The organism is Sphingomonas endophytica (assembly GCF_014199415.1).
Taxonomy (GTDB): Bacteria; Pseudomonadota; Alphaproteobacteria; order Sphingomonadales; family Sphingomonadaceae; genus Sphingomonas; species Sphingomonas endophytica.
This window is the reverse complement of the sequence record NZ_JACIJN010000005.1, coordinates 173,638-188,922: the sequence shown is the minus strand read 5'-3', so window position 1 is coordinate 188,922 and position 15,285 is coordinate 173,638. Positions and strand designations below refer to the sequence as shown.

Annotated in this window: 12 protein-coding genes and 1 pseudogene; 3 read left to right on the top strand and 10 right to left on the bottom strand. The window is 68.0% G+C overall.

The features are described from left to right. Positions 1-20 precede the first annotated feature (20 nt). Complete coding sequence (locus FHS97_RS09265; RefSeq protein ID WP_184036199.1) at positions 21-1,307, top strand: aspartate kinase; 1,287 nt, start codon at positions 21-23, stop codon at positions 1,305-1,307. A gap of 278 nt (positions 1,308-1,585) precedes the next feature. Here the strand turns inward: FHS97_RS09265 and FHS97_RS09260 are convergent, their stop codons facing one another. After that, a complete protein-coding gene (locus FHS97_RS09260; protein WP_184036197.1) occupies positions 1,586-2,608 on the bottom strand; it encodes a glycosyltransferase family 2 protein in 1,023 nt (340 codons plus the stop codon). 22 nt (positions 2,609-2,630) lie between these two features. Then, a complete protein-coding gene (locus FHS97_RS09255) occupies positions 2,631-3,617 on the bottom strand; it encodes a M48 family metalloprotease (protein ID WP_184036195.1) in 987 nt (328 codons plus the stop codon). Between the two features lie 206 nt (positions 3,618-3,823). Between FHS97_RS09255 and FHS97_RS09250 the strand changes: the two genes are divergently transcribed. Then, complete coding sequence (locus FHS97_RS09250; RefSeq protein ID WP_184036193.1) at positions 3,824-5,650, top strand: methyl-accepting chemotaxis protein; 1,827 nt, start codon at positions 3,824-3,826, stop codon at positions 5,648-5,650. A gap of 83 nt (positions 5,651-5,733) precedes the next feature. Further along, positions 5,734-6,084 (top strand): hypothetical protein, encoded by a 351-nt coding sequence (locus tag FHS97_RS09245; protein ID WP_184036191.1) that lies wholly within the window; start codon positions 5,734-5,736, stop codon positions 6,082-6,084. Between the two features lie 36 nt (positions 6,085-6,120). Here the strand turns inward: FHS97_RS09245 and FHS97_RS09240 are convergent, their stop codons facing one another. The 8 genes and pseudogenes from FHS97_RS09240 to rpmI form a co-directional block, all read right to left on the bottom strand. Then, positions 6,121-8,238 carry a RelA/SpoT family protein gene (locus FHS97_RS09240; protein WP_184036189.1) on the bottom strand — a complete coding sequence of 706 codons (2,118 nt, stop codon included), beginning with the start codon at positions 8,236-8,238 and terminating at the stop codon, positions 6,121-6,123. A gap of 109 nt (positions 8,239-8,347) precedes the next feature. After that, positions 8,348-9,142, bottom strand: a complete 795-nt coding sequence (locus tag FHS97_RS09235; RefSeq protein WP_246346565.1) for a ThuA domain-containing protein — start codon at positions 9,140-9,142, stop codon at positions 8,348-8,350. 218 nt (positions 9,143-9,360) lie between these two features. After that, positions 9,361-10,239, bottom strand: coding sequence for an aldose epimerase family protein (locus tag FHS97_RS09230; RefSeq protein ID WP_184036183.1), 879 nt, complete (start codon positions 10,237-10,239; stop codon positions 9,361-9,363). After that, positions 10,232-12,595, bottom strand: a complete 2,364-nt coding sequence (pheT, locus tag FHS97_RS09225; RefSeq protein ID WP_184036181.1) for a phenylalanine--tRNA ligase subunit beta — start codon at positions 12,593-12,595, stop codon at positions 10,232-10,234. Before pheT ends, FHS97_RS09230 begins: the two co-directional genes overlap by 8 nt. Positions 12,596-12,729: 134 nt before the next feature. Then, complete coding sequence (gene pheS / locus FHS97_RS09220; protein ID WP_184036179.1) at positions 12,730-13,830, bottom strand: phenylalanine--tRNA ligase subunit alpha; 1,101 nt, start codon at positions 13,828-13,830, stop codon at positions 12,730-12,732. Between the two features lie 4 nt (positions 13,831-13,834). Further along, positions 13,835-14,146, bottom strand: a pseudogene (locus tag FHS97_RS09215) (GIY-YIG nuclease family protein). Positions 14,147-14,582: 436 nt separating this feature from the next. Next, positions 14,583-14,948 (bottom strand): 50S ribosomal protein L20, encoded by a 366-nt coding sequence (rplT, locus tag FHS97_RS09210; protein WP_159753934.1) that lies wholly within the window; start codon positions 14,946-14,948, stop codon positions 14,583-14,585. Positions 14,949-14,965: 17 nt separating this feature from the next. Next, complete coding sequence (gene rpmI / locus FHS97_RS09205; RefSeq protein WP_028967242.1) at positions 14,966-15,169, bottom strand: 50S ribosomal protein L35; 204 nt, start codon at positions 15,167-15,169, stop codon at positions 14,966-14,968. Between the last annotated feature and the right edge of the window lie 116 nt (positions 15,170-15,285).

The window sequence follows — 15,285 nt, the reverse complement described above, 5'->3', positions numbered from 1 at the left end:
CAAGGCGTTTGGATACGGCAGTGGCGCGCATCGTCATGAAATTCGGCGGCACCTCGATGGCGGGGATCGAGCGCATCCGCTCGGTCGCCGCGCGGGTGAAACGCGAGGCGGCCGCCGGCAACCAGGTGGCGGTGGTCGTGTCGGCGATGGCGGGCGAGACCGACCGGCTGGTCGGCTTCTGCCGCGAAGCCTCGCCGCTCTACGATCCGCGCGAATATGACGTCGTCGTCGCCGCGGGCGAGCAGATCACCAGCGGGCTGCTCGCGATCGCGCTGCAGGCGATCGGCGTGCCGGCGCGTTCGTGGCTGGGGTGGCAATTGCCGATCAACACCGACGACGCCTTCGCCAAGGCACGGATCGGCACGATCGACACGCAGGCGCTCGACGCCAGCCTGTCGGCGGGTGAGGTCGCGGTGATCCCCGGTTTTCAGGGCGTCTCGGCCGAGGGACGGATCACGACGCTGGGGCGCGGCGGGTCGGACACGTCGGCGGTCGCGGTGGCGGCGGCGATGAAGGCCGATCGCTGCGACATCTACACCGACGTCGACGGCGTCTACACCACCGACCCGCGGATCGTGCCGCGCGCGCGCAAGCTCGCCAAGGTGACCTATGAAGAGATGCTGGAACTTGCCAGCGTCGGCGCCAAGGTGCTCCAGACCCGCTCGGTCGGGCTGGCGATGAAGGAGAAGGTCCGCGTTCAGGTGCTGTCGTCGTTCACCGGCGAGGACGCACCGATGGCGGATACATTGCCCGGTACGATGATCGTGGGCGAAGAGGAGGCAGCCTCCCAGGAGAATGGCGACGTGGAACGACAGCTCATCACCGGCATCGCGCACGACAAGAACGAGGCGAAGATCACGCTGACCAGCGTGCCCGACACGCCCGGCTCGGTCGCGAGCATCTTCGAACCGCTGGCGGCGGCGAACATCAACGTCGACATGATCATCCAGAATATCGCGCACCGCAGCAGCGCCAGCAGCAGCGCGACCGACGTGACGTTCACCGTCCCCGCCGCCGACCTGCCGCGCTCGATCGAGGCGCTCAACCAGGCGCGCGAGGCGATCGGCTTCGGCGAGCTGATCCACGACATGCGCGTCGCGAAGATCAGCGTCGTCGGGGTCGGGATGCGCAGCCATGCCGGCGTGGCGAGCACGATGTTCACGACGCTCGGCGCGCGCGGGATCAACATCCAGGCGATCTCGACCAGCGAGATCAAGGTTTCCGTGCTGATCCACGAGGACGAGACCGAGCTGGCCGTGCGCGTGCTGCATACGGCGTACGGGCTGGACGCCGAAGAGGCGGCGTGATCGCGGCTGGTTGACGCGACGCGCTACACCCAACACCGTCGTCCCGGACTTGATCCGGGGCTCCGCTTCTTGTCCGGTAGCTCGGAAAGAAGCGGGATCCAGGGTCAAGTCCGGGATAACGGCAGGTCCGGGGTGGTCCAGCCGCACACCTCCCCCGTCATCCCCGCGAAGGCGGGGATCCAGAACCTCGGACGTTGCGGCTCGAACGACGACCCGCGCGTCTGGATTCCCGCCTTCGCGGGAATGACGAGGCGCGTGACGATGCCGCCCCTGCTCCCTCAATCCTGCGCGACGACCTCGCCCGCGACCTGCGCGTCGGGGATGCGCGTCCGCTCCGCCTGAAAGCCGAGCGTCGCACGGCCGTGCGCCGTCCCGGCGACATCGGCGATCAGGTACAGCGGGCGGCGCTTCGCCTCGATGTACAAGCGGCCGAGATACTCGCCGATCATCCCCAGCACGAACATCTGGATCGACGACAGCACCACCACGACCAGCATCGTCGAGGTCCAGCCCTGCACATGGTCGCCGACGAAATAGCCCCAGCCGATATAGACCAGCAGCAGCATCGAACATGCCGCCAGCACCACCGACAAATGGCTCGCCCAGCGCAGCGGCGCGGTCGAGAAGCCGGTCACCGCGTCCAGCGCGAGCCGCACCATCTTGCCGAGCGGGTAATTGGTTTCGCCCGCATGACGCTCGGCGCGGTCGTAAGGGAACGGCACCTGCCGGAAGCCGACCCACGCCACCATTCCGCGGATGAAGCGCGCCTGCTCGGGCAGCGCGAGAAAGGCGTCGAGCGCACGGCGCGTCATCAGCCGGAAGTCGCCGGTGTCGAGCGGGATCGCGGTATCGGTGACGCGGTCGAGCACGCGATAGAAAGCGGCCGCAGTCGCCTTCTTGAACAAGGTCTCGCCCTCGCGCTTGCGCCGCACCGCATAGACGACATCGGCCTGTTCGCGCGCCATCATCAGCCGCATGTCGGACAGCAGTTCGGGCGGATCCTGCAGATCGGCGTCGATAATGAGGATCTGCTCGCCCGCGCACATGTCGAGCCCGGCGGTCAGCGCCAGTTGGTGTCCGTGGTTGCGCGACAGGTTGATCGCCACGACGCGCGGGTCCTCGGCCGACAGCCGCTGCATCGCCGTCCAGCTGTTGTCGCGCGACCCGTCGTTGACCAGCACGATCTCGTGATCGTCACCGACCGCCGCGCGCGCCGCCGCCGACACGCGTGCGTGAAGCAGCGGCAACGTTGCCTCTTCGTTATAACAGGGGATGACGACTGAAAGTGCGGGACGATGCATGGCACCCGCATCTAACCGAAGCTTATCCGCGCGTCACGATCTTTACCAAATGTCCCGGCGTCAATTGTGCCTCATCTTCGATCGCATTGAGGGTCATGAAGCGGTCGCGCTGGAGCGTGTCATAGGCCATCTGCCGCGCGAGCGAATCGATCGTGTCGCCGCGCTTCACGGTGACGATGCGGATGCGCTTGCCCGACCCCTTTTCGTCATAGGCCAGCCCGTCGAGCTGGCGGAGGAAGGTCACGTCCTGCGGCGGCTCGGTCAGCGGGCGGCCGGTCGCCTTGGCGAGCGCCGCGGCGCGGCGCACGCGATCGGCGCTGTTGGGGTGGGTCGAGGCCCAGCTCGGCACCTGTCCGCTTTTGCCGCCGACCTCGGCCTGCAGCTGGCTCTGCGCGTCGAGCTGCGCGAGCATGTCGGCGGCGGCATAAGGGTCGTAGCCGGCGGCGGTGATGTACTTCACGCCCAAGCCGTCAGCGGCATATTCCTGATCGCGGCCGTATTTGAGCACATAGAGCTGCGCGCCGCTGCGGGCCGCCGTTCCGACCAGCTGCCCGGCCGCGCTGTTCCCTGCCGCCGCGCCGACCACCGCCGCCAGCACGCCGCCGATCGTCGCCCGCTGGTTGCGCGCAGCCGAGTGGCGCGCGGCGACATGGCCGACCTCATGCCCCATCACCGACGCCAGCTCCGCCTCGCTGTTCATCAGCGCGAGCAACTGCCGGGTGACATAGATATAGCCGCCGGGGATCGCGAAGGCATTCTCGACCGGCGAGTCGAGCAGGGTGACGACGAAGTCGCCCTGGGCGTTCGACAGCCCCGACTGCACCGCCACGCGCTTGCCGACCCGCTCGACATAGGCCGCCTGCGGGCCCGAATATTTCCCGCCGAATTGCGCGAGCAATTCCGGGTTGGCGCGCGCCCCCAGCGTCTTGTCGTTCGCGGAAATCGACTGTGCCGCGACCGGCGTCGCCGCGGTCGCCAGCGCCGCGGCCAGCAGCATGGATCGTAACATGGATCGTTCCTCCCGTGGTTCGATAATGCGGGAAGGCGCGGGTGGTTTCCACCGCCGCTGCCGTTCGCCTGACCCGAATTGCCCGGCCATCGCGCGGGTGCCGATCGCCGCGCCGACGCGGGAAGATGATCTAAGCCGCTGATTAACGCGATCTTGACCCTCCTCCGGCAGGGACTTTCCTGAAAAGGGAATCGGGGACAGCATCGATGTTCAACAGCTTGCCGATCGGTAAGAAGATCGCGGCCGCCTTTTGCGCGGTGATCCTCGCGGTGCTGGTCATGATGACCGTGCTGTGGATGCTCCTGTCGCGGATCGAGGCAACCAGCGGCGTCAGCGCGCGCGGGCAGGAAGTGCTGGCGCAATCGCTCCAGATCGAGATCGGCATGCTGCGCCAGAACAGCCAGATGCGCGGCTTTCTGGTCACCGGTGACGAGGGCTATCTCAAGCAATATCGCGAAGGCCAGGCGCAGGTCGCCGAGGCGACGACCACGTTGCACGCGCTCTTCGCCGATCTGCCCGAGCAGCGCGCCAAGGTCGACGAATCGCTGAGCCGCGCCGCCGAGTGGCGGCACGAGGTCGCCGACCCGATGATCGCGCTGGCGCGGCTCGATCGCATGGCGGCGCAGGAACGGCTGCGCGCGGTCAGCAAGAAGGTGACGCTGGTGCCGGTCCTCGCCCCGCTGCGCGCCTTGCGCGACGAGGAAAGCGCGCGCGGCGCGGTGGCGAGCGCGGCCCGCACCGACGCGCTGCTGACCGGCAAGATCGCGCTGGTGATCGGCGGGCTGGCGATGATCGGCACCGCGGTGCTGGTCTCGCTGATGCTCGCGCGGGCGCTGGCGCGGCCGGTGGTGCGGCTGACCGGGGTGATGGACACGCTCGCCCGCGGCGATCACGGGCTGAGCGTGCCCGATACCGAGCGCGCCGACGAATTGGGCAGCATGTCGCGCGCGGTGCTCGTCTTCCGCGACGCCGCCGCGGCCAAGGCGCAGGCCGATGCCGAGCAGCAGCAGGTGATGGCCGAGGTGGGCAGCGCGCTCGCCCGGCTCGCCGAATCGGACCTGTGCGTGGCGTTGCGCGGCTTCCCGCCGTCTTATGCGGCGCTCGAGCGCGACTTCAACACCGCGGTCGCGCGGCTCGCAGCGGCGCTGGGGACGGTACGCGGCAGCGCCGGCGGGATCGCGACCAGCACCGCCGAAATGCACGCGGCCACCGACGACCTCGCCCAGCGCGCCGAGCAACAGGCCGCGAGCCTCGCCGAAAGCGCTGCCGCGGTGACGGAGATCGCGACCTCGGTGCGCGCCACCGCGAACGAGGCCAAGACCGCGATCGGCGTCGTCGATCGCGCCACCGCCGACGTCCGACACAGCGAGGAAATCGTCCGCCGCACGTTGAGCGCGATCAACGATATCGAGCGTTCGTCGAACGAGATCGCCGAGATCATCGCGTTGATCGACGGGCTGTCGTTCCAGACCAACCTGCTGGCGCTCAACGCCGGGGTCGAGGCGGCGCGCGCGGGCGAGGCCGGCAAGGGCTTTGCGGTCGTCGCGAGCGAGGTGCGCGCGCTCGCCGAACGCTCCGCCGATGCCGCGCGCGACATCAATGCGCGGATCACCAACACCGTCCAGCGCGTCCGCAGCGGGGTCGAGCTGGCGCAGGAGACCGACGACTCGCTGCGCGCGATCACCAGCGGGATCGACGAGATCGCGACCTTCGTCACCAAGATCGCCGACAGCGCCGCCTCGCAGGCGGCGAGCATTGGACAGGTAAACGTCGCGATCGGCGAGATGGACAGCGCGACGCAGGCCAATGCCGCGATGGTCGAGGAAGTCACCGCGGCCTGCCGGCTGCTCACCACCGAGACGGTGACGCTGGAAGGTCAGGTCAACCGCTTCCGCGTCGGCGCGCTCCCCGATACCGCGTCCGCGCCCGCGCCGGCCGCCCCGTCGCGTCGGGCGGTACGCGCCGCATCCGTTCCGGTCGTGCGCGGCAACGTTGCGCTGAAGGCGGTGGAGGAGGATTGGAGCGCCTTCTGATCCAGCTATCCTGAATTATTACTGTGGATCAGGAGCCATCACGTTTCTGGCTTGTTTGATCGCGCAGCAATGGGAGATGGATGATGGGCAGGACGCGTGGAGCCGGTGCCGGCCTTGTGATGATGACGCTGGCGCTGGCGGGTTGTGTTGACCCGTCCGCACGGATCGCTTCCTCGCTGGAGCGCTATGGCTTCGCACCGGGCCAGTCGCAGTGCGTCGGCGAGCGGCTGGAGAAGAATCTGTCGCTCGGCCAGCTCCAGCAGCTCGGGCGCGCCGCGCGGGCGACTCGCGAGGGCGACACCACGCCGGGGCGGCTGACGATCGGCGATTTCGTCCGCGTCGCCGGACAGGTCAAGGACCCGAAGGTGCCGTTCGAAGTCACCAAGGCGGCGGCGGGCTGCGGGATCGTCACCAGCGCGCCGGCGGTGCTGTAGGAATCGTCGCCACGTTCCGGGGCGACGCGGCCAAGGTCAGACCCGCTCCGCCGCGTTGACCGCATCCGCCGCGCGCAAGGCCGACAGCAGCCGCATCAACTGATGCGCGTCGTGCACCTCCACATCGATGACATTGGTGTGGAATTGCGTGTCGCGATTGTCGAGCCGCAGGTTGATGATGTTCGCCTTGTGCTGCCCGATGATCGTCGCCAGCATCCCGAGCGCGCCCGGCTGATTGCGAACCTCGACCGAGATGCGCGCGGTCGCGCCCTCGGTGGCGTGGCCCCATTGCACGTCGATCCAGTCGGTCTCGTCCTCGCTGCGCTCCGCCAGATCGGCGAGCACGCGGCAGTCGATCGCATGGACCTCGATCGATGCGTCGGGGCGGCGCAGGCCGACGATCCGGTCGCCCGGCACCGGATGGCAGCAATCGGCCAGCTCATAGGCGACGCCGGGCGCGAGCCCCGCGATCGAAATCGCGCTCGACTGCGGCGGCGCATGCGCGAGATCGGCGCCCGCCGATCCCGGCATCAGCGCCTCCATTACCTGTCCGTCGGTCAGCGTGCGGCGCGCGATCGCCTGCATCAGCGCCGCCTCGTCGGCGAGCTTCAGCCGTTTTAGCGCTTCGTCGATCGCATGGTCGGCGAGCGTCGCGGGCAGGCGCTGGACGATGTCGTCGTACAGCTTGCGCCCCAAGGCGATCGTCTGCTCGCGCTCCTCGTTGCGCAGGTGGCGGCGGATCGCGGCGAGTGCCTTGGCGGTGATCGCGACCTTCAGCCACGCCGGCTGCGGCACCTGCGCCTTCGATCGCAGCACCTGCACCTGATCGCCATTCTCCAGCACGGTCGACAGCGGCACGACGCGCCCGTTGACCTTCGCGCCGACCGCCTGATCGCCGAGATCGGTGTGAACGGCATAAGCGAAGTCGATCGGCGTCGCGCCCTTCGGCAGCTGGATCAGCTCGCCCTTCGGGGTGAAGGCGAAGATGCGATCCTGGTACATCGCGATCCGGGTATGTTCGAGCAGCTCCTCGGGGGTCGCGGCGGTGTCGAGGATCTCGACCAGATCCTTGATCCAGTCCTGCTGCTGATCGGTGCGCACCGGATGCGCGCCGACCGACTGCTTGTACGCCCAGTGCGCCGCCAGCCCGAACTCGGCCTCGGCATGCATGTCGGGGGTGCGGATCTGGATTTCGATGCGGCGGTTCTCGGCGTGGATCACGCTGGTATGCAGCGAGCGATAGCCGTTGCGCTTCGGCGTCGAGATATAATCCTTGAACCGCCCCGGCACTGCCGGCCAGCGGCGGTGGATCAGACCCAGCGCGCGGTAGCAGTCCTCGATCGTCGGGACGATCGCGCGGAACGCCATGATGTCCGACAGCTGCTCGAAGCTGATGTGGCGCTCCTGCATCTTGCGCCAGATCGAATAGGGATGCTTCTCGCGCCCCGACACCTGCGCCTCGACCCCGCCGCGGCCGAGCAGCAGCTTGAGCCCCGAGCCGATCTTGGCGATCCGGTCGCCGCCCGATCCTTCCTTGAGCTGCTCGAGCCGCTTGGTGATCGACTCATACGCCTCGGGCTCGAGCTGCGCGAAGGCGAGCGTCTGCATCTCCTTCATGAACTCGTACATCCCGATCCGCTCGGCGAGCGGGGCGTAGATGTCCATCGTCTCCCTGGCGATGCGGCGGCGCTTCTCCGGCTTGGGGATGAAGTGCAAGGTGCGCATGTTGTGGAGCCGGTCGGCCAGCTTCACCAGCAGCACGCGGATGTCGCCCGACATCGCCATCAGGAACTTGCGGAGGTTTTCCGCCGCGCGCTCGTTCTCGGTCTGCGCCTCGATCTTGCTCAGCTTGGTCACGCCGTCGACCAGCCGCGCGATGTTCGCGCCGAAGATCCGCTCGATCTCCTCGGAGGTGGCGACCGTATCCTCGACCGTATCGTGAAGGATCGCGGTGGCGATCGTCTCGTCGTCGAGATGCAGCTCGGTCAGGATCCCCGCCACCTCGATCGGATGGCTGAAATAGGGATCGCCGTTGGCGCGTTTTTGTGTCCCGTGCGCGTTGACCGAAAAGACATAGGCGCGGTTGAGCATCGCCTCATTGGCGTCGGGGTCGTAATCGAGGACCCGGTCGATCAGTTCATATTGTCTCAACACGGGAAGAGGATGGGGCCGGTTACGGCCGCATTGCAACATAGCCGTGCAGAAAAAAGCCGCCACGCCGCGCCGCGTGGCGTTTGGGCATCGCTTTTGTCCCCGCTGCGGGTCAGCGCGCCGCCCAGCGGACCGCGTTGGTCAGCATCCGGCGCACGTTGACGTCGTCATAGACCGCCGGCTCGTGCCCCAGCGCCGAATAGAAGACCCGGCCCTTGGTGCGCGGGTTGACCCATGCCACCGGATGCGACGCGCCCATCGCCAGCTTGCCGCCGACGCGGTAGCTCTTCTCGTCGACGCGCGCGAGCACGGTCATGCCGCGCGTCGCGGGATCGTTCGAGAAGGAATACCATTCGTCGGCGAGCGGGAAGGTCTGCGCGACCCCGGCCATCACCGGATGCTGCGGCTTGTCGACGATCACCTGCGCGGTCTGGATATGGTCGTCGCCATTGGGGTGGCCGATGAAGGTCGTGCCGATGATCGTGCGGTCGTACCATGGCTCCTTGTGGCTGTCGTCGCCCGCGGCGTGGAGCGCGACGACGCCGCCGCCGCGCGCGACGAAGCGCTCGAAGGCCGCGAGCTGATCGGGGCTCATGAAATTGCCGCTCGCGCTGTTGAGGATGACGACCGAAAAATGGCCGAGGTCGCGATCGTTGAAGACCGCGGCATTTTCGGTCGCGAAGCTCTTGCGGCCGAGCTGTTTGGCGATGTCGCCCAGCACCTCGTTGGAGTGCGGGATATGCTCGAAATGCCGCCAGCCGTTGGTCTTGGAGACGATCAGCACCGCGCCCTTCAGCCCGGCGGGCAAGGTCGGCGCGACGGTGTCGACGACCGGCGCGGGCAGATGCGGATTGTCGGGCGCCTGCGCCGCTGCCAGCATCGCGATCATCATCAAAGATTTCAGCATCATCCGTCTCCTGCGCCGAGCCTAGCCGGTGGCAGGGCGGAGGTGAAGCGGACTTTGGTCGCGGGTTGTTGCGCCCACGTTCAAGCCGGAGGTTCGCTCACCCAGCGTCCGTCATTGCGAACGTAGCGAAGCAATCCAGTGCCGGACCAGGACGCCCTGGATTGCTTCGCTACGCTCGCAATGACGATCAGGGTCGAGCGCCAGACGACGAAGCCACGTCACTTCACCAGCGTGACACTCATGGTGATCCGCTGCTCGCCATGCGCGGGCACCTCGAACACGCCGGGCTTGTCGCGATATTCGCCGTCATAGCCTTCGGGATCGGCGATGCCGTGCCACGGCTCGACGCAGACATAGGCCGCGCCGGGCTTGGTCCAGATCCCCAGCTTCGGCGTGTCGGGGAAAGCGATGTCGAGCTGCGGGGCGCCCTCGGCACCGTAGCGCACCGCCTGCGATTCGACCGGCGCCCACACCAGCGCATCGTCGGCGAAGAGATCGTCGGCAAGGTGCAGCACGCGTCCGTCGAGCGGCGAGGGACGCTCGGTCGCGGCGATCGTGCCGTCGGCGGCGATTACCTTGAGCGCGCCGGGCTCGTCCTTCTCGAACGCAATGCGGTGCGCGGCGCGGTCCTGTCCGTAGGGCAGCGGCCAGGCGAAGGCGGGGTGGAAGCCGAAGCTGGCGGGCAGCGGCTCGTCCGCCGGATTGCAGACCGTCACCTCGATCGCCAGCGTCACGTCACGCAATTCGAACGCCACCTCCAGCCGGAACGCGAAGGGATAGGCGGCGCGCGTCGCCTGATCGTCGGCGAGCGCGAACACCGCGCGCGTCGCGCTGGTCTCGATCACCGAAAACACGCTGCGCCGCGCGAAGCCGTGCTTGGCGATCGGGTAGGCCACGCCATCGACCTTGATCGCACCGTTCGCGGTCATCCCGACCACCGGAAACAGGAGCGGCGCGCGCCCGGTCCAGAAGCGCGGGTCGGCATCGGTCATCAGCTCGCGCCCGTCGGCGTCGGTCAGCGACGACAGCTCCGCGCCGAGCGGGTTGATCGCGGCGGTCAGCGTGCCGTTCGAGATACGGATCCAGTCGTCAGCCACGTAATTGCGCTCCCTGCTTGGCGGCGGCGGCCACCACCTTGTCGGCGATCGCCTTCAGATCGGCGTCGGTGAAGCTCTTTTCGGCGGGTTGCAGCACCAATTCGACCGCCACCGACTTGTGCCCCTCAGCAACGCCGGTGCCGGTGAACACGTCGAAGACGCGCGCGCGGGTGATGGTCGCCTTGTCCGCACCCTTGACCGCGCGCACCAGCGCCTCGGCCGAGACGTCGGCGGGGACGAGGAACGCGAAGTCGCGGCGCACCGGCTGGAGCGCGGGCGGCGCATAGGCCGGCCGCATGAACCCCGATCCGCGCTTCGCCGGGATCGCGTCGAGGTAAAGCTCGACCGCCGCGACTTGGCCCGACAGGTCGAACGCCTTCATCACCGCCGGATGCACCGCGCCGAACGCCGCCAGCACCGTCTTCGGCCCGAGTCGCAGCGTGCCCGAGCGACCGGGGTGGAAGGCCGCGCCCGCCTCGCCCATCACCTGAAGGTTGTCGACCGGCGCGCCGGCCGCCGCCAGCAGCGCGAGCGCCTCGGCCTTGGCGTCATAGGCGTCGAACCCGGCGGCCTTCCCCTCACGCCAGCCGCGCGCACGGCGGTCTCCCGCCAGCACGACGCCGACCGTCGCGCGCTCGCCCTCGGGCAGATAGCGCCGCCCGATCTCGAACAGCCGCACCGTCTCGACACCCTGCCGCAGGTTGCGCTCGGCCGCCGAGAGCAGGCCGGGCAGCAGCGACGGGCGCATCACCTTCAGCTCCTCGCTGATCGGATTCGCCAGCCTCCACACCGCCTCACCGAACGGCGCGACCTGTTTCTCGCTGAGGAAGCTCCACGTCACCGCCTCGTCGAGCCCGCGCGCCGCGGCGGCGCGGCGGGTGCGGCGCTCGATCCGCTGCTCGGGGGTGGCGGTCGGACGCGCGACGCCGGGCGTGCGCGGCAGCGGGACGGGGGCGACCCTGTCGATCCCCTCGATGCGGATCACTTCCTCGACCAGATCGGCGGTGCCGTCCACATCGCGCCGCCACGTCGGCGGGGTGACGTTCCACGCGTCGTCGACGGTGAAGCCGAGCGATTCGAGGATCGCGCGCTGCCGCTCGGGCGCGACCGCGAGTCCGCCGAGCGTTTCCGCGCGCGCCGGATCATAGGCATAGCTGCGCGTGCCGAGCGGCGGCTCGCCCGCGCGGGTCACGCCGCTGGCGGTGCCGCCGCAATATTCGAGCACGAGGAAGGTCGCGATCGCCAGCCCGTCGTCTAGGAACGCCGGGTCGACGCCACGCTCGAACCGCTGGCGTGCGTCACTGGTCAGCGCCAGCTTCTGCCCGGTGCGCGCGATCGCCTCGGGGGTGAAATAGGCGCATTCGATGATGACGTCGGTGGTCGCGTCCGACACGCCGGAGTGCGCGCCACCCATGATCCCGCCGATGTCGTGCACCGCGACATCGTCGGCGATGACCGTCATGCCGGCCGAAAGCGTATAGGTCTTGCCGTTGAGTGCCTCAACCGTCTCGCCGTCGCGCGCCTGCCGCGCGACCAGCCCGCCCGACAGCTTCGCCTTGTCATAGACGTGCAGCGGGCGGCCGAGATCGACAGTCAGGTAATTGGTGATGTCGACCAAGGCCGAGATCGGCTTCTGCCCGATCGCGCGCAGCCGCTTCGTCATCCACTCGGGGGCGGCGCCGTTGGTGATCCCGCGTACCTCCTGCGCGAAGAACGCCGGGCAGCCTGCGGCATCCTCGATCCGCACGTCGGGGCCGGCGCCTTCGCCCGCGACCTCGGGCACCGTCGGCGGCACCAACGTACCGAGCCCCGCCGCCGCGAGATCGCGCGCGATGCCGTGGACGCCCATGCAATCCTGCTTGTTCGGCGTCACCGACACTTCGATCACCGGATCGCCGAGCCCGGCATAATCGGCGAAGGCGGTGCCGACCGGCGCATCGTCGGGCAGTTCGATGATCCCGTCGTGATCCTCGCCCAGCTCCAGCTCGCGCGTCGAGCACATCATGCCGTTCGATTCGACGCCGCGGATCGCGGCGACCTTGAGCACCATGCCGTTGGCGGGGACCGCCGCCCCCGGCTTGCCGAACACCCCGACCAGCCCGGCGCGCGCATTGGGCGCGCCGCACACCACCTGCAACGGCCCGTCTCCGGCATCGACCGACAGCACCTGCAACTTGTCCGCCTGCGGGTGGCGCTCGGCGCTGAGCACGCGCGCGACGGTGAAGCCTTCCAGTCTGGCGGCGGGGTCGGTGACGCCCTCCACCTCCAGCCCGATATTGGTGAGCGCGACCAGGATCTCGTCGAGCGACGCGGTCGTGTCGAGATGGTCCTTGAGCCAGGAGAGGGTGAATTTCATCTTGTATCCCGTCGCTCCTGCGCAGGCAGGAGCCTATGTCTCTACGTGGTGGCACACCCACCAGCCATGGGTTCCTGCCTTGGGTCCCATCAAAGTACTACTTTGATGGGTGCCCTGCCGCAGGAACGACGACACTATGCCGGCGTGCCGACGCCGCCCGACAGGGTCGGCACGTCGAGCGCGCTGAACCCGTAATGCTTCAACCAGCGGATATCGCCGTCAAAGAACGGGCGCAGATCGTCCATGCCGTATTTCAGCATCGCCAGCCGGTCGATCCCGCAGCCGAACGCGAAGCCCTGCCATTCTTCCGGATCGAGCCCGCAGGCTTCGATCACCTTCGGATGGACCATGCCGCTGCCCAGCACTTCCATCCAGCCTTCCGACCCGCCGATCACGCGCTTGCCCTTGACGACCGAATAGCCGACGTCGACCTCCGCCGACGGCTCGGTGAACGGGAAATAGCTCGGGCGCAGGCGGAGCACGATGTCGTCGCGCTCGAAGAACGCCTTGAGGAACGTCTCCAGCGTCCACTTCAGGTGGCCGAGCGTGATTCCCTTGTCGATCACCAGCCCCTCGACCTGATGGAACATCGGCGTGTGCGTCGCATCGCTGTCCGAGCGATAGGTGCGCCCCGGCGCGATGATGCGGATCGGCGGCTTGTTGGCCAGCATCGTGCGGATCTGCACCGGCGAGGTGTGCGTCCGCAGCACGCGCGGCGTTTCTCGGTCGCTGGGATCGCTGTCCTCGCGCCCAGCGAGGTAGAACGTGTCGTGCATCGCGCGCGCCGGATGCGTCTCCGGGATGTTGAGCGCACCGAAATTGTGCCAGTCGGTTTCCATCTCCGGCCCGCTCGCCACCGCGAAGCCGAGGTCGGCGAAGATTTCCGCGAGCTCGTCCATCACCTGACTGACCGGATGCACCGTGCCCGCGAGCGGCGCGTCGGCGGGCAGCGTCATGTCGAGCGCCTCGCTGGCGAGCTGCGCGTCGAGCGCGACCTGCTCCAGATGGCTTTTGCGCGCCGCGATCGCGTTGGTCACCGCCTCGCGCAGCCCGTGGATCGCGGGGCCGCGCGCCTGGCGCTCCTCGGGGGAGAGCGTGCCCATCGTCTTGAGCAGCTGCGTGACGCGCCCCTGCTTGCCCAGCGCATCGACCCGCACCGCCTCCAGCGCGTCGAGCGAGGCCGAGGCGTCGATCGCGACGAGCAGATGGGTCTTGAGGTCGTCGGTGTCGGTCATCGTGTTATCCGTCATGCGTGCCGTCCAAGCCGAGACTTGGCGCCAAGTCCAGCCATTGCGGGTTCGTTTCCTCGATCAGCCGCAGCTTCCAGTCGCGATTTCATTTCTTGAGTAGCTTCTCGCGATGGATCGCGGCGTCCATCGTGTCGGCTGTTTCGTACCAGACGAGTCGGGTGACGTGATAGCGGGCGGTGAAGCCTTTGAACGTGCCGTCGCGATGCTGGATCAGCCGGGCGAGCAGGTTCGAGGTGACGCCGATGTATAGCGTCCCGTGCGGGCGGCTGGCGAGGATGTAGACGCATGGTTGCCGCTCCATCCCCCGCCCCCTTTTCGTCATTCCCACGAACGCGCGAATCCAGAACCCCCGACGCCAGCGCGTCTATCGACAGACCCGCGTGTCTGGATCCCCGCCTGCGCGGGGATGACGTTAGAGGCGGGGCGAGGACAGTTAAAGACGCCGCGCTGTTATCGGCGTGGGGCGCTTACCCACATCCGTCATTCCCGCGAAGGCGGGAATCCAGAACCTCCGACGTCTGCGCGTCTATCGACAGACCTGCGCGTCTGGATCCCCGCCTGCGCGGGGATGACGAGAGTGGGCCACGACACGTCCAGACCGAAAAAGGGCGCCGGTGTTGCCACCGACGCCCTTTCTGCATCTCATCCGTCACATCGTCAGACGGATCGGCGTTGCCGACCCGCTGCCCGCCGTGACGAGTCCCGCGTCTGCTCTCGCAGTCGCGGGCCGTCCGCACTCAGGCGGCCTGCGGGAGTGCCGCCTTCGCCTGCGCGATGATGGCGGCGAATGCCTCACCCTCGTGCATCGCGATGTCGGCCAGGACCTTCCGGTCGAGTTCGACGCCCGCCAGCTTCAGGCCGTGCATGAACTGCGAATAGGTCAGACCCTCGGCGCGGACGCCGGCGTTGATGCGCTGGATCCACAGGCCACGGAACGTGCGCTTCTTAACCTTGCGGTCGCGATAGGCGTACTGGCCGGCCTTTTCGACCGCCTGACGGGCGACGCGGATCGTATTCTTGCGACGACCGCGATAGCCCTTGGCCTGTTCCAGGATGTTCTTGTGCTTGGCGCGAGTGGTTACGCCCCGCTTGACGCGTGCCATATTCTATTCCTTCTCGCTCAGCTGAGACCGTAGGGCGCCCAGGCCTTCACCGCGGCGGTGTCGGCCTTCGACAGCACCTTGGTGCGGCGATTCTGGCGGATGTACTTGGCGTTGTGGCTCATCAGGCGGTGGCGCTTGCCAGCGACGCCGTGCTTCAGAAGGCCGGTGGCCGTCAGCTTGAAGCGCTTTTTCACGCCACTCTTGGTCTTGAGCTTGGGCATTTTCGTCCTTTCTGCTGCGCGAATCGACTGAGACGGCCGCGGCAGCCCTCGTTGGCCGGGCCGTCCGTATCCGCCGATCGCTCGGGAAGCGGGCCGCATAGCGAGACATCGCCCGA